This is a genomic window from Nocardia sp. CA-107356, assembly GCF_050946365.1.
In the GTDB taxonomy this organism is placed as follows: Bacteria; Actinomycetota; Actinomycetes; order Mycobacteriales; family Mycobacteriaceae; genus Nocardia.
On record NZ_CP191992.1, the window covers coordinates 1815262 to 1831710 of the forward strand.

The window sequence follows — 16449 nt, forward strand, 5'->3', positions numbered from 1 at the left end:
GTGCGGTAACAAACAGGTATGTGCCGCGACCTGCCCGTCTGCACGGCAGCGACCGGGTGCGCCGCGGTACGTGCGGGCAGGTCGCCGCACCCGCTTGTTCGCTATCGCACGCGTTCGATTGCGCATGTGCGACGAGGAATTCACCTGTGCGGTGGCGAATGGGCGGGTGTGGTGGCCAATCCGCTCGTGTGGGAGCGACTGGGTGCGCGGCCGTCCATGCGGGTGGTGACACCCGCCTGTTCGCTATCGCACCCGTTCGATTGCGCACGTGCGGCGGGGCGTCGCACGTGCGCGGGGTCGGTTACTTGTGGCGGCCGTGGAGGATGGGGACCAACCGGCGGAGCAGTTTCATCGTGGACTTGGTTCGGGAGTAGCTGAGCAGGGCCATGCCGGGAATGGCGAAGCGCTGCACCGCGATCGAATGCGGACGGGAGAATTCGCGCAGGCCGGGCTCGCCGTGGATGCGGCCGATGCCGGAGTCGCCGACACCGCCGAAGGGCAGGCCCGCGATGGCGGCGAAGGCGAGCACGGAGTTCACCGAGGTGGCGCCGACGCGCAGGCGACGGGCGATCTCCAGGCCGTTCTTCTTCGAGTAGACCGCCGAGGACAGGCCGTACTTGGAGTTGTTCGCCAGCTCGACCGCCTCATCGATGCTGTCCACCGTCCGGATGGTGACGGTCGGGCCGAAGGTCTCCTCGGCGACCGCCTCGGAACTCTCGTCCACATCGACCAGCACGACCGGCTCGATGAACGGCCCCTTGACCGACTCCGGCCCGCCGAGCACCGCGGTGCCACCGCTCTTCAGCGCATCGTCGATGTGGCGGCGCACGATATCGATCTGGCTCGGCATCGTCATCGGACCGTAGGCCGCGTCGGACCCCGAGCCCGGCTTGATGTCCTTCAGGATGCGCTTGACCTCGGCGACGAAGTCCTCGCGCACCGAGCGGTCGACATACACCCGCTCCACCCCGGCGCAGGTCTGGCCGCTATTGGCGGTGGCGCCCCAGGCGACCGCATCGGCGGCGGCCTTGATATCGGCATCGCCAGCGACGATCACCGCGTCCTTGCCGCCGCATTCCAGCAGCACCGGGGTCAGTGAATCGGCGGCCGCGGCCATGATCTTCTTGCCGGTCGCGGTCGATCCGGTGAACGCGAGCTTGTCCACGCCGGACTTGACCAGTTCGGCGCCGGTCGCGCCGAAACCGTTGATGGTCTCGAAGACCCCTCCCGGCAGCTCCGGATTGGCCTTCTTGAACGCATCGGAGAGGAAATTGCCGATGCTGGTGGAGAATTCACTCGGCTTGAAGACCACCGTATTGCCCGCGGCGAGCGCATAGGCGATGGAACCGTTCGGGGTGTAGACCGGGTAGTTCCACGGCCCGATGACGCCGACGACGCCGAGCGGGCGCTGCTCGAGCCGGGCGGAGAAGTTCGACATCAGTGCGCCGGGGAATACCTTCTTCGGCGACAGCACCTTCTTGGCGTTCTTGGCTGCCCAGGCGATGTGCTCGAGTGCGAGCATCAACTCCAGGAACGCGTCGTCGAGCGGTTTGCCGTTCTCCTTGTGGATCAGCGCAGTGAATTCCTCGGAGTCCGCGACCAGCTGGCTCGACCAGCGCAGCAGATGTTTGCGCCGCTCGTCGAAGCTCAGTCCGCCCCAGGTCGCGGCCGCGCCGCGGGCCTTGGCGACGGCTGCGCGCACCGCGTCCGCATCGGCGATGGGATGCGTGCCGATGACCTCTCCGGTGGCCGGATCGACCGATTTCAGCGCCGTTTCCGGTGCCGCGGGGCTGGTCTCGATGGTTGTCACGGTGGGTCTCTCCTCTTGCCGAGATAAGTTAACGACCATTCTCTGAGATGATGCTATGTCACAACTCTCACCTGGTCACCACCTACCATCGATTCTCCCCGAGTCTGTCGGCACCTAGTGGAAGTATCGAGATATGTGTGGCAGATATGCGACTACTACCGATCCCGGTCGGCTCGCCGTCGAACTGGATGCCATCGACGAGACCCCGCCCGGTGACGGCGGCGGGTTCGCCAACTACAACGTCGCGCCGACCACCCAGGTGCTCACCGTGGTGGAGCGGCACGAACACGGCCATCCGGACGACGACGCCGAGCTGCGCATCCGGCGGATGCGGTGGGGCCTGATCCCGGTCTGGACCAAGGTCGCCGAACCCGGGGTGCCGGTGAAGGGCAAGCCGCTGTTCAACGCCCGCGCCGATAAGGCCGCGACCACGGCGTCATTCCGCGATGCGGTGAAGTACCGCCGGTGTCTGGTGCCGATGGACGGCTGGTACGAGTGGCTGGTCGAACCCGACGCTGGAGCCAAGGGCAAGGTCGCCAAACATCCGTACTTCATGGCCGCTGCCGACGGATCGCGGCTGTATATGGCCGGGCTGTGGTCGGTATGGCGGGACCGCTCGCAACAGCAGAGCGAACCGCTGCTGTCGTGCACCATCCTGACCACCGACGCCGTGGGCGAGCTCACCCGCATCCACGACCGAATGCCGTTGCCGATGCCGCGGGAGCATTGGGATGCCTGGCTGGATCCGGATCATCCGGCACCGGCCACGCTACTCGAGACGCCGAGCGTCGAATCGGTGGCGGGCATTGTGGCGCGTCCGGTCTCGTCGCTGGTCAACAGCGTGCGCAATAACGGCCCGGAGTTGCTGGCGCCGTTGGACATTCGGGCGGATACGGAAAAGGCCGGGCAGATCAGCCTGCTGTGATCGCCCGGCCCGCCGTTCATCGACTCAGAGCTGGCACTTCACGCTGTTCGTCACGATATTCAGCGCGCACTTGGCGATACTGCCGACCAGGTCGATGACCTTGCCAGCGACGCCGCCGCCCAACTTCTCGGCCTTGTCGGCCTTCTCATCCTTCTTCGGGGTGCCGTTCTTCTTCGGCGCGTCGTCAACGACATGCTCGTCGAACGGGAAGTGGTTGACGTCGATCACCAGGGGGCCGCCCGGTGCGGCGCTGGCCGTCGGCGCTAGCAGCGTGACCGAGCCATTGGTGAGCAGGAGAACTCCGAACAGAGTGACGATCACGGTGCTGCACAATCGCTGGCGCGCGGACATTTCGCATCACATCCTCGAGTCGGACGATCTTGGCCCGTTCAGTAACGCATAAATGTTGCTGGCTTGGTGCTGAATTATGCTGATGTGACTGGTGCGGTGACCGCATCGGTGAGTCGGACCAGATCCGCTGGCGCCAATTCGATCTCCAATCCGCGCCGTCCCGCACTGCACAACATGCGGTCCCAGGCCAGCGCCGAGGCGTCGACCACCGTCGGCAGCAGCTTGCGCTGGCCGAGCGGGGAGATGCCGCCGAGTACGTAACCGGTGATTCGCTCGGCCTTCGCCTTATCCGCCATTGCCGCCTTGGGCGCGGCGAGCGCGGCGGCGGCAGCCTTGAGCGACAAGGTATTCGGCACCGGCAACACCGCGACCGCGAGCACACCGGTCGACAATTCGAGCACCAGCGTCTTGAAGATCTGCGCCGCCGTCACACCGACCTCGGCGGCGAGCGCGTCGACGGCCTCCGCGCCGTAGGACTCGGCGCGTGGATCGTGTTTGTAGGCATGTACGCGATGGGCAACACCGGCCTTGGCCAGGGTTCGGATCGCCGGGGTCGAGGCTCCTGCCATGCGGTCACTGTAGCGGCGACGCCGACGCTTCGAGCGACCTGCAAGCAGTCGCCGGCGGCCCGGCCGGACAGCCGTTTTCGGTGCGGACAGTTCGCTGTGGGAACACAGTCGGGCACGGACATGTTGCATGCGAATACAGACAGCGGCTGTAGGACGTGAAGGAGAGGTCGGTGCCCGTTCTGCTCGAAGAACGCCCCGTGGCGTCGCCCGTCGAAGCTCAGTTCCCACTAGATCTGACCACGCCTGTAGATTTGGCAGGTACGGCGATCGAAGGGATTGGTGTGACGAGCGACGATGACGTGGTGACCGACGGTGCGGTCGGCGCCGCGGTCGACGATACCGAGCTGGTGCGGCGGTTCGAGCGCGATGCGCTCCCGTTGCTGGACCAGCTCTACGGTGCCGCGCTGCGCATGACCCGGAATCCGGCCGATGCCGAGGATCTGGTGCAGGAGACCTACGTCAAGGCGTTCCAGGGCTTCAAATCCTTCAAGGAGGGCACCAATCTGCGTGCCTGGCTCTACCGGATCCTGACCAACACCTACATCAACTCCTACCGCAAGAAGCAGCGCCAGCCCGCGCAGTACCCGACCGACGAGATCACCGACTGGCAGCTCGCCGCCACCGCCGAGCACACCTCGACCGGCCTGCGTTCGGCCGAGGTCGAGGCGCTGGACGCGCTGCCCGACGATGACATCAAAGCCGCGCTGCAGGAGCTGCCGGAGGAGTTCCGTATGGCGGTCTACTACGCCGATGTCGAGGGTTTCCCATATAAGGAAATCGCCGACATCATGGGCACACCCATCGGTACGGTGATGTCCCGGCTGCATCGCGGCCGCAAGCAGCTCAAGGGTTTGCTCGCCGATGTGGCGCGCGAACGTGGATTCAACCGCAACGGCGCGGAACGTCAGGAGGTCAAGCAGTGAGTACGGAGCGTGACCCCGATATGGAGTTGGACTGCACGGCGGTGCTGGCCGATGTCTGGCTCATGCTCGACGGCGAATGTGACGATGCCACCCGGGCTCGGCTGCAGCACCATATGGACCACTGCTCGCCCTGCATCGAGGCCTACGGCATCGAGGAGAAGGTCAAGAGCCTGCTGAGTCGCAAATGCGGCGGCGACCGGGCACCTGATGCGCTGCGCGATCGGCTGAGCGTGGAGATCCGTCGATCCGTCACGGTCACCCGGGTCGAGACCACCGAGTAGTCCCGTCCAGGCCCTGAACACAGAAAAAACACCGAGTGGCACGGTCTTCCTGGTGGAAGATGCCGGCGCTCGGTGTTTTTCGTATCCGTTACGGCTCAGGCGTTAGGACGCTTGCCGTGGTTGGCGGCGCTTCCCTTGCGGCTGCGCTTCTTACGACCACGCTTACCCATCGGTAGTCTCCCTTCTGATTGAAGGCCATTGTTTCACGTGTGGTTGGCTGTAGCTTCAGCGGATATAGGCCGAACGAGTGAATGGGGTGTCATGGCTGAGGAAGTGCTCTCCGAGCTGGTGTCGGTCGTGCAGCAGGTTGTCGTCGCCGAGGGTGCCGAGGTGCATGAGGGCGACACGCTGGTGATCCTCGAGTCGATGAAGATGGAGATCCCGGTGTTGGCCGAGAGCGGTGGCACGGTTACCTCGATCGGCGTCAAAGAGGGCGACGCGATCAAGGCCGGGCACCTAATAGCTGTCATCTCTTAGTATCTGGAGCGGGTAGACCGAATATGGCGACACTGAGCGAGCTGCTGGCCGAACATACCGACCTACCCGGCGTCGCCGTGGACCATCTGCAGCGGGTGGTCGGCGATTGGCAGTTGCTCGCCGATCTGTCCTTCGCGGATCTGCTGCTGTGGGTCGGTGCGGGACCCATCGTCGACGGCGCGGATATCGTCTGCGTCGCGCAGTGCCGCCCGACGACGGCGCCCACCGTACATCCGGAGGATCGGGTGGGTGGCGTCGCCTCGCAGGCCGATCACCCGCAGGTTTTCGACGCGCTGATGACCGGCAAGATCGTGCGCGCGGACAGCGAAGTCGAGGCCAAGGGCGTCTACCATCCGCATCCGGTGCACGCGATCCGCGAGGCCATTCCGGTGCGCTGCGGTGACGATGTCATCGCGGTGCTCAGCCGCGATACCGATTTGCAGCGCTCGCGGGTGCGTAGTGCGCTCGAGATCGCCTATGTCGCCTGTGCCGACGATCTGTGTCAGATGATCGCCGACGGCACCTTCCCGACCACCGAGGACCGCGCCGCGACACACTCCAGTCCGCGCGCTGGCGACGGTTTCATCCGGCTCGATACCGAGGGCATCGTCGTCTACGCCAGTCCGAACGCGCTGTCCGCCTACCACCGGATGGGTCTGCAGGCCGATCTGGCCGGCCAGGATCTGGCCGTCACCACCCGGTCGCTGATCACCGATCCGTTCGACGCGCAGGAGGTCGTCGGGGATATCCAGGCCGCGCTGGCCGGACGCACCGGACGCCGCATGGAGGTCGAAGCGCGCGGCGCCACCGTGCTGCTGCGCACCCTGGTGCTGCGCCCGCACGGCGAATTGGCGGGGGCGGCGGTGCTGGTCCGTGACGTCACCGAGGTCAAGCGCCGCGACCGCGCGCTGCTCAGTAAGGACGCGACCATCCGGGAGATCCACCACCGGGTGAAGAACAACCTGCAGACCGTCGCCGCGCTGCTGCGGCTGCAAGCGCGCCGCACCGAGAACGAGGAGGCGCAGGTCGCGCTGACCGAATCGGTGCGCCGGGTGACCTCCATCGCCTCGGTGCACGAGATGCTGTCGATGTCGGTGGACGAAGAGGTCGATCTCGACGAGGTCGTCGACCGGCTGCTGCCGATCATGGCCGATGTCGCGACCGTGCACACCGCCAGAATCAAAGTGCGCCGGGCGGGTTCGCTCGGCGTCTTCTCCGCCGAACGGGCCACCCCGCTGGTGATGGTGCTGACCGAACTGGTGCAGAACGCCATCGAGCACGCCTTCGATTCCGGCGAAAACGGCACGGTGACAATCCGTTCCGAGCGTTCGGCACGCTGGCTGGACGTGATCATCAGCGACGACGGCCGCGGTCTGCCGCCTGGTTTCAGCCTGGAATCCTCCGACCGCCTCGGCCTGCAGATCGTGCGAACCCTGGTGACCGCGGAACTGGGCGGCTCCATCGGTTTACATCCTGGCGCCGATATCGGTACCGACGCGGTTCTACGCGTCCCCTTGGGCCGCCGCTCGGGGCGCTGAGTCGATCACGAATCTGGGTGGTGGACAATAAGACTCGAGACATTAGGGCCGCGAACACGCCGCGCCGCAGGCGCGGCAAATCAATAACAGGCACAAAATAGCCCGGCACCTAAGTGCCGGGCTTGACCGCGTTACCGGGCCGGGCTGAAGAGGTCCGGTAACGCTTGTCGTCCCTACTAGACGACGGTACGGGTCCGCGTGCGGGCGTTGCGACGTTTGAGCGCCCGACGCTCGTCCTCGCTCATACCACCCCATACGCCCGCATCCTGCCCGGACTTCAGGGCCCAGGACAGGCAGTCGGCGGTAACGGGGCAGCGCGCGCAGACCAGCTTGGCATCGGCAATCTGCGCGAGCGCAGGACCGCTGTTACCCACCGGGAAGAACAGCTCGGGGTCCTCATCGCGACAGATGGCCTTGTGGCGCCAGTCCATTCCTCTGCTCCTTTGCTGGGCGCCGCAAAGGGCGCCGATGGTTTGTGGATCGTTCACTTGTGCGACTCGAATGTTTCCGCACGGTTGCTTGTGAATGCTTTCACGAACACCGTAGATGTCAATAGGTATCTGGTGCACCGTGGGGAAGCTCACGCTCTCAAAGTCCCCCTAGGGGGACCTGCCCGGTCCTTTGTACTCGCTCTACCTGGTTTTCGCAGCGCAACACCCGGATTCTTCGCGCGTTTCGTGCTCGCTAGGGGCGCGGAGCGATGACCTCGAGCACGTTCGGCACAGCTGTGAAATCCACCATGTTGCGTTTTCCGATAAAGTCGCCATCGATTTGCAGACCGATGGGTTCGGTGGCCTCGATTCGCACGGTTGGCACATTGTCCTCGCGAAAGAGGTTGCGGGACTTGGGATTTCCATCGGTGGCCAGCAACTGGCGGGCGAGCAGCAGCGTGGAGACCACCGACATCGACCGCACGGCAAACACGCCGAGCCCCGTTTCGAAGGCCGTACCAGGGTTGGTGTGCACCGGGGTCTCGTTGAGATAGGTCCATGGACTCGCGTTCGTCACGAATGCGTAATGGACGCCATCGACGGGCTCGTAGCCCGGGATTTCGATCCGAACGGTTGGTTCCTTGCGCTTCGCCTTGAAGAATTGTCGCACAGTTGTTCGAACATAGCGACCAGGGGTGGCCGCGTGACCGTTGGCGCGGCTGTTGTCGATGGCCTCACAGACGTCGGCGTCGAGGCCGACGCCTGCGCTGAAGCCGAACCAGCGATCATCGGCCAGTCCGAGGCCGATTTTGCGGTCGCGGTCGAGGGTGAGCAGGTCGATGAGCTGGTTGGTCGCGGTCACCGGATCCGGGGAGATGCCCAGTGCCCGCGCGAACACATTCGCCGACCCGCCGGGGATCACGCCGAGCCGCGGCAGCCAGGCCTGTCCGTCGTTCAGCTCGGGCAGTGGCAGGAAGCCGTTGATGGTCTCGTTGACCGTCCCATCGCCGCCGTGCACCACGATCAGATCCATCTCGTTGGTCGATGCCCACTGCGCTAATTCCGCCGCGTGGCCGCGATGCTGGGTATGCGCGACGGTCAGCTGCGTCCGGCTCTCCAACGCGTGCGCCAGCAGGTCTCGGGTCGCGGGCGTAGTCGAGGTGGCATTCGGGTTCACGATCAGCAGCGTCCGCACCTTCGGAAGCCTAATCGGCTGATGGCCCGGTCCGAAAAGCCGGCAAGTGCGTTCTAGGCTTGGCCCGTGGTGGACAGCGGCAAGGATGAAGTCGAGAACAGCGCGGGGACCGGGGGCGTGCCCGTGACGGTGCGTGGTGCGGGCGGGTTGGTCGCGCTGGAGGGCGCGGTCGCCGTGGTCGTGACGATCGTGCTGATCGTGCGTGGCCTGCTCGGACACGATCAGAGTGCCGCGAGCGGGTACGGTACCGCCGCGTGGTTCGGCATCCTCGGCGGTGCGGTCCTCGCGGCCGGTATCGGTCTGCTGCTCGGACATCGGTGGGGGCGGGCCATCGCGGTGATCGCGCAGGTGCTGCTGCTCCCGGTGACCTGGTCGCTGCTGACCGATTCGCATCAGCCGGTGCTCGGCGCGCTGCTCGGCGTTGTGGTGATCGCCGCACTGGTGCTGTTGTTCGCGCCCCCGTCGAATCGCTGGATGGCCGAGGTGTACGGCCTCGATCCGGACGTGCCCGAATCGAAGTAGCCGGGCTCAGGCGGTGGCGGCGCGCAATGCCCGCCGGCACAGGTGATCGGCCTGCCGGGTGGTCTCGGGCTGGCGGTAGCGCGGAGTGAGTGCGAGCACCCGGCCGCATGCGGTGTCGAGGTCGATGAGATGCCCGACCGAGACGAACACCGGTTTGATGCCGGGCTGGGTGCGCAGGGCGCGCCCGACGATCTGACCGTCCATCGTGATATCGGTTGCCGCACCGCGTTCCGTACCGGGCTGCTGATAGTCGCCCCACGGTGTCTTGGCGACCCCGATCGTCGGTATGTCGGTGAGGATGCCGACGTGGCAGGCCAAGCCGAAGCGGCGCGGGTGGGCCAGGCCCTGGCCGTCGCAGATCAGCAGATCCGGTGTGGTGTCGAGCTTTTCGAGGGCGGCGAGGGTGGTCGGCAGCTCGCGGAAGGCGAGTAGACCCGGCACATAGGGGAAGGTGACGGTGCCGTGCGCCACCACGGATTCGACGGGTTCCAGTGTGCCACTGTCCAATACGATCACGGCCGCGGCGACGATGCCGGTCTCGTCGTCATAGGCCGAGTCGATTCCGGCGATGGTGCGGAAGTGCGGTGGGCGCGGGTCGGCCGCAACCACCAACGGCCGCAACGCATCCTGGACCGCTACCGCATCGTCCGCCGTGGTCGGCCATTCGGTGGGTGTGGCAACTCTCATCCTTCGGCGGCGAGCTCATCGATGGCCGCGCCGGTGAGCCGGTAGCCGACCCACTCGTCCTGCGGGTTGGCGCCGATGGACTTGTAGAACTCGATGGAGGGTGTGTTCCAGGTCAGCACGGACCAGTCGACCCGGCTGTAGCCATTGGCGGCGGCCTCCTTGGCGAGTGCTGCGAGCAGCGACTTGCCGTACCCCTTGCCGCGGGTCTCCGGCTTGACGTACAGATCCTCCAGATAGATGCCGTGCACGCCGGTCCAGGTGGAGTAGTTCAGGAACCAGATCGCACAGCCGACCACACCCTTCTCGTCCTCGACGACGTGGGCGAAGACCGCGGGCGAGGGTCCGAACAGGGCGGTGTGCAGCTGATCGGCGGTGAGCGTGCACTCATCGCGGGCCTTCTCGTATTCGGCGAGGTCTTCGACCAAGCCCACCAGTGCCGGTACATCGGCAGGGGTGGCACGGCGGATCTGGCTGGGGTGAGTCATAGTGCGGCTCCATGGTCGGTGGGAACCAGGTTGTGCGCCAGGATGGTTCGATCCTCGTGTTCGTACCCTAGGACGGTGATCGCGGCGGTGGACATGGCGAAGCGCCGCCCCTCCCTGATATCGAGCTCGGCCCAGCGGGTGATCAACGCGCGGGAGAAGTGGCCGTGCCCGACCAGCACGATATCCCGATCCGGCAGTGCGGGTTCGACCGATGCGAGCACACGATCGGCGCGGGCGCTGACCTGTGCGGCCGTTTCGCCGCCGGGCACGGTGCCGGTCCAGATGGTCCAACCCGGGTCGTGCTCGCGGATCTCGACGCTGGTCTGCCCCTCGTAGTCGCCGTAGTCCCATTCGGCGAGATCCGCATCGACGACGGTATCCGTGAGCCCCGCGAGCGCCGCCGTACGCACGGCACGTTGGCGCGGGCTGGTGAGCACCAGCGGGTCGCGCAGTTTCAACTCGCTCAGCAGTCCGCCCGCGGCGCGGGCCTGCGCCTCGCCGCGTTCGGTGAGCGGCAGATCGGTGCGGCCGGTGTGGCGCCGCTGGTTCGACCAGGTGGTTTCGCCGTGCCGGAGCAGGACCAAGCGGGCGTCGTCGAGTGCGGACATGAGTTCCATCATGGGGCACGGGTCCGAGAGCGCCCGTGACGGGCGGGTCCTAGCCGAGCGCGAAGATCTCCGACCCGCGCTTTTCCAGTACGGTCGTGCCGAGTACGGCGAGCGAGATGGCGGAGCCGTCGTAGCCGGGCCGGGCGACCGGAATCCGGGACACTTCGGTGCCCGCGGTGGGGTCGAGGACGGCGATCGCGCCGTCCACCGGCACGAGTAGTCGGCCCGCCATGAAGACCGGGCTGCCGAGTGCGCCGGGGGCGGCCCAGATCGGATCGAAGGTGCTGGCGTTCAAAGCGATCAGGCTATTGCCGGTGAACACCAGGAACAGCGAGCTGATCCGGGTGGTTGTCGTCCTATCGCTCAGCGGTGCGGAGAGTTGGTGCACCATCAGCGCATTCCCGTTGCCGTCGAGGACCTCGAGCCGCGGCGTGATCGCCTCGGCGCCGGCGGTCGCCGCCGCACCGGGCAGGTACAGCACGATTCGGTTGTCGGACACCGCGATTACCCGCGCGTCGGAGGAGTCCGCGCCGTGCCCGTTGAGCACATGCGAGCCGTACTCTTCGGGCACCGTGTTGTCCTTCGGTGCGGGGTTGAGGACGGTCAGCCGGCTGGCGGGGTCCTCGGGGCAGCGTTCGAGTACGGCGAGCCGGGTGGAGCTCGAACTCGACGAGAGTAGTTTGCAGCCCTTGCGCGGTTGGGTTTTCACGTTGACCGGTGCGTCGACATATCCGTATTCGAGGGTCCGCACCAGATCCGAGCGCCACATTTCCAGCCGCCGCTGGCCCTGGGCCAGCACGTAGGTTCCGTCGGCGGACAGCTGCACCGTCGGATCCATATAGCTGCTGCGTGCGGTCCGCCGCGAACCGTCCTCACCGGCCAGCAGCGTGGCCTGGCTGCAGCCGCGCTGATCCTTGTACACGGCGATCACCGTGCCGAATTGCGATTCGACGCCGCACAGGGGTAGGTCGCGCCGGTAGTGCCACAGGTCGGCGCCGGTCCGTGGATCGTGACCGGTGACCGTGCCGTCCTCGCCGGTGACCACCGTGCCGGCGGCCACCAGCGCGCGGTTCGCGGCGGGGTCGGACGCATGCCAGAGTTCGTGCAGACTGGTCGGCACTTGATCCGCCGCGGCAGGGGTGGAAATCGGATGTTCGGCCGTCACCGACTCGGTGCCCTTGGCGTCACTGCGGGCCCACACCGCCACCGCCGCGACCACGACGAGCACGGCGATCGCGACTGCGGAGATGATGTCGGCGCGCGTTCGCCGCTCTGGTGCGAGCACGTTTGCGAGACTACAACGTGTTGGCCAACCGACGCGATCGACTCTCGTCCGGATTGCCCGGCGCAGGCGCGCCCGTCCATAACAGACGCGCCTGCCTATCGACTATGCCGATGCGGTGACCGTCGCGGGAGCGGTTTCCGCGGCCGCCTCGTCCGCGGGCTTGCGGCGGCGCCGCCGACGGCGCGCGGGCTGATCGGTGGTGTCGGCGTCATCGGTGCTGTCGTCCGAGGCGGTGTCCGCGGTGGCGGTCGCACCGTTTTCGTTGTCCCCGTTGCCATTCGACTCGGCGCCGTGCTCGGCGTCACCGGCGCTCCTGCGACGACGGCGGCGACGACGGGCCGGCTTATCGGCCGTCTCGTCGGCGTCTGCGTTCGGCGCGGTGTCGAGTGCTGTTGCGGCGGTATCGGTTTCGGCACCGTCGGTCGCATCGCCCTCGGTGCCGTCGACCTCACCGTCGATCGGCTGGCCCGCGCGAGTGCGGCGGCGATTGCGCTTGCGCGGTGTGCGGGCGGAGCGCTCGACCACTTCGGCGTCCTCGTCGCGCACCGGCTTGGCCTTGCGGATCGTGCCGGTGACGCCCTCGGGAATACCGAGGTCCGAGAACAGGTGCGGGGAGCTCGAATACGTCTCGACCGGGTCCGGGATGCCGAGGCCGAGGGCGGTGTCGATGGCGGCCCAGCGGTTCAGTTCGTCCCAGTCGATCAGTGTCACCGCGACACCGGTGCGCCCGGCCCGGCCGGTGCGTCCGATCCGGTGCACGTAGGTCTTCTCGTCCTCGGGGCACTGGTAATTGATGACGTGGGTGACGTCGTCGATATCGATGCCGCGCGCGGCGACATCGGTAGCGACGAGCACGTTGATGGCGCCCTTGCGGAATTTGGTGAGCGCCTTCTCTCTCGCGATCTGTCCGAGGTCACCGTGTACGGCGCCGACGGCGAAGCCGCGCTCGGCGAGATCGTCGGCAACCTTCTGCGCGGTGCGCTTGGTCCGGGTGAAGACCATGGTCGCGCCGCGGCTCTCGGCCTGCAGCACCTTGGCGATCAGCTCGCTCTTGTCCAGTGCGTGCGCCCGGTAGGCGAACTGTGCGGTGCGGTCGTGTACGGCGGAGTCGTGCGGCTCCTCGGCGCGGATATGCGTCGGCCGAGTCAGGAAGGTGCGGGCCAGGGTGATGATCGGGCCCGGCATGGTGGCCGAGAACAGCATGGTCTGGCGCTGCGTCGGAACCATGCCGAGAATGCGCTCGATATCGGGTAGGAAGCCCAGATCCAGCATTTCGTCGGCCTCGTCCAGGACGAGCACGCCGATCTTGCCGAGAATCAGGTGGCCCTGATCGGCCAGATCCATGAGTCGGCCGGGAGTTCCGACGACGACATCGACGCCCGAGCGCAGCGCGGCGATCTGGGATTCATAGGGGCGGCCGCCATAGATCGAGAGCACGCGTAGCTGACCCTGGTGGTTCTTCAGGTACTTGCTCGCGTTCTCCAGATCCTGGGTGACCTGGATGCAGAGTTCGCGCGTCGGCACGATGATCAGTGCCCGCGGGGTGCCGTCCAGCGGGGTCGTACCGGAGTCGGCGGTCGCGATCCGGTGCAGCAGCGGCACGCCGAATCCGAAGGTCTTTCCCATACCGGTGCGGGCCTGACCGATGAGGTCTTCACCGGCGAGTGCCAACGGCAGAGTCAGTTCCTGAATTGCGAAAGTGCGTTCGATTCCGATCTCACCGAGCGCCCGCACGATTTCATGGCGAACCCCCAATTCGGTGAATGTCGGAGCAGTGTGGGTTTCGTCCAGTTCGGCGGTCAGCAGCGTATCCGCCAGACCCGGTTCCTGTTCGACAGTGATCTTGCTCAGGTTCGTGCCTTTCCTCGTTATCGCGTCACGCGCGCACGAGGCGTGGGGCGGACCGGTCGGCCCGCGACGACCACGTATCCGCCTGTGATACTCACCTCGGCCACTGCCCTGATGTCGGCGGGAGCTCGTCGTTTCGGCGGCTACCTCGGGAGACATCGGCGCGGCGCAAGGGTGATGCGGATCTGGTGCGCGCACATATTCCTGAACGTCGAAAACCTCGCCTCCGGAACTCGGGCGACCGTGCGATCCGGTGCCTCGATGGGACGATAATTTCCGTTGTCCGCAGCGATTGTAGCGTGATATTGTGCTTGGCTCGAATTGCCACCTCTGTAGCGGCTGTTTGCGGGTCGCTGGAAATGGGTCGTAGCGGCTGCTTGCAGGTCGCTCGAAATGGGTCGTAGCGGCTGCTTGCAGGTCGCTCGAAATGGGTCGTAGCGACTGCTCGCAGGTCGCTCGAAATGATCAGCATTTCCGGGCCAATTAGTCTGGTTTCGTCGGATCGTCCTTCGACGTACGCTGCGCCACATGGTAATTCATCTGGCGCGCCGAATCTGGACCACTCTCGAACCGCTGCACGACGTGGTGTATTTCGGCGCGGGTGTGAAGCAGGCCGGAGTGTCACTCGGGTTGCGCGGATTCTGGCAGACCTACTTCGCGTTCCGGGCCGCTCCGCTGGGCGCGGTGAGCGCTGGCACGGTAGCGGCGACCTTCGCCGGATTCCATCCCGACATGGTGGGCAAGGCGGTGCCCGACGCGTGGGCCAGGACGACGCCGGAGGAATGTCTGGCGACCCGGCTCGCTTTTTCGGCCGGTTTGCTGCGTGGGGCCGGAGCCGGTGACGCCGAATGCGCCCGCGCGGTGGACTTGCTCGAACCGATCTCGCGGGCGGCCGATGCGACCGGCCGCGCGCTGTACGCGGCGAATGCGGAATTGCCCCTACCCGCCGATCCGGTGGCGGCGCTGTGGCAGCTCAGCACCACATTGCGGGAACATCGCGGTGACGGGCATGTGGCCGCGCTGGTCGCGTACGGGCTGACCGGATCACAGGCGCTGGTGCTGCAGGTCGCGGCGGGTAAGGCACCCGAATCGGTGATGCGGCCGGCGCGTGGCTGGTCGGAGCGGGAATGGTCCGATATCGCCGACGAGTTGCGCGCACGGGGGTTGATCGACGGTGAGCCGACCAGTCCGGCGCTGACCGCGGCTGGCGCCGAATTGCTCGAACAGGTGGAGGCGGGCACCGACGACGCCGCATGGAACGGCGCGCTATCGGCGCTGTCGCAGGACGCGATCGCCGAGCTGACCTACTCGCTCACGCCATTGGTGCGGCGCGTGCAGGAAAGTTTGGTGCCGCCGATCAACCCGATCGGCATGGCGCAGAGCTAAAGATGCGGCGGTGCTCACAAACTGGACTTGCCTGTTACCGCCGGTACCGAGATATGAGAGATTCTTGGATGTGAGTTTCACCGACACCGTCACCATCGCCGCGCGCAATGCCTGGGCGCTGACCTTCGGCCAAGGCGTCGAAACACCGGATCCCGCCCCGTCGACGGTGCTGTGGGACGAACCGCATCGACAGCTGCGCCGCTTCGAGGCAGGTGAATCCGCCGCTGCCGCAACGGATTCGGCGGTGCTGCTGGTGCCGCCGCTGGCCGCACCCGCCAGCTGCTTCGATCTGCGCCCCGATCAGAGCCTGGCCAGATTCCTGCTCGGGACTGGCCGCGCGCCCTATGTCGTCGACTATGGCGAGATCACTTTCGCCGACCGGCGGATGGGCTTCGAAACCTGGATCGACGACATCCTGCCCGAGGCGATCCTGCGCACCTCGGGCGATCGCGACGGTACGCCCGTCGATCTGGTCGGCTGGTCCATCGGCGGCACCCTCGCGCTGCTGACCGCGGCCGCGCACGCCGAACTGCCGATCCGCTCCATTACGGCAATCGGCTCACCGCTGGACTACGACAAGATGACCGGCATCCCGCAGCTGCGCGCGGTCGCCAAGCTGACCGGCGGCATCGCGACCTCGACCGCGGTGCGCGCGGCGGGCGGCGTTCCGGCCACGCTGACCAGGATCGCCTACAAGGTCACCGCATGGGACCGCGAACTCACCCGCCCGTGGTTCGTCGCGAGCAATATCGCCCGCACCGAAACCCTGGCCAAGATGGAGTCCATCGACCGCTTCATGGCGCAGATGCCCGGCTATCCCGGCCGCTTCTACGGCCAGCTGTGGGGTCGACTGATCCTGAACAATGACATCGGCCGCGGCGTCGTGCGGCTCGGCGAACGCCGTATCGAATTGGCCGAGGTGACCCCGCCGGTGCTGCTCGTCGGCGGGCCCACCGACGTCATCACCCCGGCCGCCGCCGTCGAGGCCGGGCAGCGCACCCTCACCGGCGCGCAGTCCGTCCGTTACGAAACCGCCCCCGGCAGTCACTTGGGCATCCTCACCGGCGAAACCGCCCGCGACACCACCTGGACCTATCTCGACAAGTTCCTTTCCGAGCTGTCCTGAGC

The 16449-nt window shown here is 66.4% G+C and carries 19 protein-coding genes; 8 read left to right on the forward strand and 11 right to left on the reverse strand.

What is annotated here, in order from left to right; translation table 11 throughout:
* Window positions 1-301: 301 nt before the first annotated feature.
* Window positions 302-1849 (reverse strand): aldehyde dehydrogenase family protein, encoded by a 1548-nt coding sequence (locus ACQP1G_RS08370; RefSeq protein ID WP_433200386.1) that lies wholly within the window; start codon window positions 1847-1849, stop codon window positions 302-304.
* 94 nt (window positions 1850-1943) lie between these two features.
* On the opposite strand from ACQP1G_RS08370, the gene ACQP1G_RS08375 reads away from it, so the two are divergent.
* Window positions 1944-2735 (forward strand): SOS response-associated peptidase, encoded by a 792-nt coding sequence (locus ACQP1G_RS08375; RefSeq protein WP_433200389.1) that lies wholly within the window; start codon window positions 1944-1946, stop codon window positions 2733-2735.
* Between the two features lie 24 nt (window positions 2736-2759).
* Here the strand turns inward: ACQP1G_RS08375 and ACQP1G_RS08380 are convergent, their stop codons facing one another.
* Window positions 2760-3086 carry a hypothetical protein gene (locus tag ACQP1G_RS08380; protein ID WP_433200392.1) on the reverse strand — a complete coding sequence of 109 codons (327 nt, stop codon included), beginning with the start codon at window positions 3084-3086 and terminating at the stop codon, window positions 2760-2762.
* A 74-nt stretch (window positions 3087-3160) separates the two neighbouring features.
* Window positions 3161-3655, reverse strand: a complete 495-nt coding sequence (gene ybaK / locus ACQP1G_RS08385; protein ID WP_433200395.1) for a Cys-tRNA(Pro) deacylase — start codon at window positions 3653-3655, stop codon at window positions 3161-3163.
* Window positions 3656-3936: 281 nt separating this feature from the next.
* Between ybaK and ACQP1G_RS08390 the strand changes: the two genes are divergently transcribed.
* The gene (locus ACQP1G_RS08390; protein WP_433200398.1) at window positions 3937-4578 is read left to right on the forward strand and encodes a sigma-70 family RNA polymerase sigma factor; all 642 of its coding nucleotides are present in this window, start codon (window positions 3937-3939) and stop codon (window positions 4576-4578) included.
* Between the two features lie 20 nt (window positions 4579-4598).
* Window positions 4599-4859, forward strand: coding sequence for a mycothiol system anti-sigma-R factor (gene rsrA, locus ACQP1G_RS08395; protein WP_433208309.1), 261 nt, complete (start codon window positions 4599-4601; stop codon window positions 4857-4859).
* A 95-nt stretch (window positions 4860-4954) separates the two neighbouring features.
* On the opposite strand, the gene ACQP1G_RS08400 is transcribed toward rsrA, so the two are convergent.
* Window positions 4955-5029 (reverse strand): 50S ribosomal protein bL37, encoded by a 75-nt coding sequence (locus tag ACQP1G_RS08400; RefSeq protein ID WP_095887907.1) that lies wholly within the window; start codon window positions 5027-5029, stop codon window positions 4955-4957.
* A 91-nt stretch (window positions 5030-5120) separates the two neighbouring features.
* Here ACQP1G_RS08400 and ACQP1G_RS08405 point away from each other — a divergent pair, with 91 nt between their 5' ends.
* Both ACQP1G_RS08405 and ACQP1G_RS08410 read left to right on the forward strand, forming a co-directional pair.
* Window positions 5121-5336 (forward strand): biotin/lipoyl-binding carrier protein, encoded by a 216-nt coding sequence (locus ACQP1G_RS08405; protein WP_433200401.1) that lies wholly within the window; start codon window positions 5121-5123, stop codon window positions 5334-5336.
* A 23-nt stretch (window positions 5337-5359) separates the two neighbouring features.
* Window positions 5360-6874 (forward strand): sensor histidine kinase, encoded by a 1515-nt coding sequence (locus ACQP1G_RS08410; protein WP_433200404.1) that lies wholly within the window; start codon window positions 5360-5362, stop codon window positions 6872-6874.
* Between the two features lie 176 nt (window positions 6875-7050).
* Here ACQP1G_RS08410 and ACQP1G_RS08415 read toward each other — a convergent pair whose 3' ends face one another.
* The gene (locus tag ACQP1G_RS08415) at window positions 7051-7305 is read right to left on the reverse strand and encodes a WhiB family transcriptional regulator (protein WP_011211115.1); all 255 of its coding nucleotides are present in this window, start codon (window positions 7303-7305) and stop codon (window positions 7051-7053) included.
* 253 nt (window positions 7306-7558) lie between these two features.
* Entirely contained in the window at window positions 7559-8500 is a 942-nt protein-coding gene (locus tag ACQP1G_RS08420) for a diacylglycerol/lipid kinase family protein (RefSeq protein WP_433200407.1), read from the reverse strand.
* A 66-nt stretch (window positions 8501-8566) separates the two neighbouring features.
* Between ACQP1G_RS08420 and ACQP1G_RS08425 the strand changes: the two genes are divergently transcribed.
* The gene (locus ACQP1G_RS08425) at window positions 8567-9022 is read left to right on the forward strand and encodes a hypothetical protein (RefSeq protein WP_433200410.1); all 456 of its coding nucleotides are present in this window, start codon (window positions 8567-8569) and stop codon (window positions 9020-9022) included.
* Window positions 9023-9028: 6 nt separating this feature from the next.
* Here ACQP1G_RS08425 and ACQP1G_RS08430 read toward each other — a convergent pair whose 3' ends face one another.
* The 5 genes from ACQP1G_RS08430 to ACQP1G_RS08450 all read right to left on the reverse strand — a co-directional run bounded on the left by ACQP1G_RS08430 (window position 9029) and on the right by ACQP1G_RS08450 (window position 13905).
* Window positions 9029-9709: an endonuclease V gene (locus tag ACQP1G_RS08430; RefSeq protein ID WP_433200413.1), complete on the reverse strand. Its 681-nt coding sequence runs from the start codon at window positions 9707-9709 to the stop codon at window positions 9029-9031.
* Window positions 9706-10194: an N-acetyltransferase family protein gene (locus tag ACQP1G_RS08435; RefSeq protein ID WP_433200416.1), complete on the reverse strand. Its 489-nt coding sequence runs from the start codon at window positions 10192-10194 to the stop codon at window positions 9706-9708. Before ACQP1G_RS08435 ends, ACQP1G_RS08430 begins: the two co-directional genes overlap by 4 nt.
* Complete coding sequence (locus ACQP1G_RS08440; protein WP_433200419.1) at window positions 10191-10802, reverse strand: acid phosphatase; 612 nt, start codon at window positions 10800-10802, stop codon at window positions 10191-10193. Before ACQP1G_RS08440 ends, ACQP1G_RS08435 begins: the two co-directional genes overlap by 4 nt.
* Before the next feature lie 49 nt (window positions 10803-10851).
* On the reverse strand, window positions 10852-12087 hold the full coding sequence (locus ACQP1G_RS08445; RefSeq protein ID WP_433200422.1) for an Rv3212 family protein: 1236 nt from the start codon (window positions 12085-12087) through the stop codon (window positions 10852-10854).
* A 102-nt stretch (window positions 12088-12189) separates the two neighbouring features.
* Window positions 12190-13905 carry a DEAD/DEAH box helicase gene (locus ACQP1G_RS08450; protein WP_433208312.1) on the reverse strand — a complete coding sequence of 572 codons (1716 nt, stop codon included), beginning with the start codon at window positions 13903-13905 and terminating at the stop codon, window positions 12190-12192.
* Window positions 13906-14463: 558 nt separating this feature from the next.
* Here ACQP1G_RS08450 and ACQP1G_RS08455 point away from each other — a divergent pair.
* Window positions 14464-15321, forward strand: coding sequence for an SCO6745 family protein (locus ACQP1G_RS08455; RefSeq protein WP_433200425.1), 858 nt, complete (start codon window positions 14464-14466; stop codon window positions 15319-15321).
* A 70-nt stretch (window positions 15322-15391) separates the two neighbouring features.
* On the forward strand, window positions 15392-16447 hold the full coding sequence (locus ACQP1G_RS08460) for an alpha/beta fold hydrolase (RefSeq protein WP_433200428.1): 1056 nt from the start codon (window positions 15392-15394) through the stop codon (window positions 16445-16447).
* Window positions 16448-16449: the final 2 nt, after the last annotated feature.

Bases quoted from the DNA above. Each gene is read 5' to 3' on its own strand.
- ACQP1G_RS08405 (WP_433200401.1), top strand. From the start codon at position 5,121: ATGGCTGAGGAAGTGCTCTCCGAGCTGGTGTCGGTCGTGCAGCAGGTT.
- ACQP1G_RS08415 (WP_011211115.1), bottom strand. From the start codon at position 7,305: ATGGACTGGCGCCACAAGGCCATCTGTCGCGATGAGGACCCCGAGCTG.
- ACQP1G_RS08375 (WP_433200389.1), top strand. From the start codon at position 1,944: ATGTGTGGCAGATATGCGACTACTACCGATCCCGGTCGGCTCGCCGTC.
- ACQP1G_RS08370 (WP_433200386.1), bottom strand. From the start codon at position 1,849: ATGGTCGTTAACTTATCTCGGCAAGAGGAGAGACCCACCGTGACAACC.
- ACQP1G_RS08440 (WP_433200419.1), bottom strand. From the start codon at position 10,802: ATGTCCGCACTCGACGACGCCCGCTTGGTCCTGCTCCGGCACGGCGAA.
- ybaK (WP_433200395.1), bottom strand. From the start codon at position 3,655: ATGGCAGGAGCCTCGACCCCGGCGATCCGAACCCTGGCCAAGGCCGGT.
- rsrA (WP_433208309.1), top strand. From the start codon at position 4,599: ATGGAGTTGGACTGCACGGCGGTGCTGGCCGATGTCTGGCTCATGCTC.
- ACQP1G_RS08430 (WP_433200413.1), bottom strand. From the start codon at position 9,709: ATGAGAGTTGCCACACCCACCGAATGGCCGACCACGGCGGACGATGCG.
- ACQP1G_RS08410 (WP_433200404.1), top strand. From the start codon at position 5,360: ATGGCGACACTGAGCGAGCTGCTGGCCGAACATACCGACCTACCCGGC.
- ACQP1G_RS08435 (WP_433200416.1), bottom strand. From the start codon at position 10,194: ATGACTCACCCCAGCCAGATCCGCCGTGCCACCCCTGCCGATGTACCG.
- ACQP1G_RS08380 (WP_433200392.1), bottom strand. From the start codon at position 3,086: ATGTCCGCGCGCCAGCGATTGTGCAGCACCGTGATCGTCACTCTGTTC.
- ACQP1G_RS08455 (WP_433200425.1), top strand. From the start codon at position 14,464: ATGGTAATTCATCTGGCGCGCCGAATCTGGACCACTCTCGAACCGCTG.